This is a genomic window from Priestia sp. BR_2, assembly GCF_041954005.1.
In the GTDB taxonomy this organism is placed as follows: Bacteria; Bacillota; Bacilli; order Paenibacillales; family Paenibacillaceae; genus Paenibacillus_AQ; species Paenibacillus_AQ lautus_A.
In genome coordinates, this window is record NZ_JAVFHM010000173.1 from 1 (window position 1) to 593 (window position 593).

At 36.4% G+C, this 593-nt stretch carries 1 protein-coding gene; it reads left to right on the top strand.

Features of this window, described 5'->3' with window-relative positions; translation table 11 throughout:
• On the top strand, nt 1-544 hold a 544-nt coding region (locus RB298_RS08615; RefSeq protein WP_486046802.1), incomplete at its 5' end, for a dehydroquinate synthase/iron-containing alcohol dehydrogenase family protein.
• Nucleotides 545-593: the final 49 nt, after the last annotated feature.

The following is a 593-nucleotide window of genomic DNA, read 5'->3' on the forward strand; positions in this document are numbered from 1 at the left end:
GATAGAAGCTATCTTGAACCATTTAAGAAAAGTTTATCAAGATGGAGAGGATACAGACGCAAGGGAAAAAATGGCCATTGCTTCTATGGAAGCTGGACTTGCTTTTAGTAATGCTTCTGTGACGCTGATTCATGGAATGTCCCGTCCAATTGGTGCTTTATTTCATGTACCTCATGGTATTTCAAATGCAATGTTACTTCCAGCGGTACTTGAATTTACAAAGGAAGCTGCTATTGATTCGCTAGCAAAAATAGGACATCTAATTTATCCAGAATCGAAATCATTAAACAAAGAAGAGCTAGCTGATGTGGCTATTGAGAAAATAAAACAACTTTGTTGTGACTTAGATATTCCTAATATGAAAGCATGGGGAATAGATGAACAAGAGTTTCAACAGGTAGTTGATAAAATGGCAACGGATGCAATAGCAAGCGGCAGTCCAGGAAATAGCCCAAAAGTACCTACTCATCAAGAAATAGTGGATTTGTACTATTACTGCTATAACTACGATTTTTCAGGAAGCAAAAATACCGTTGAATCTTAAACATCTACTAGTTTATCTAAAAAGGAGAATGGAAAATGGAAACTACAAC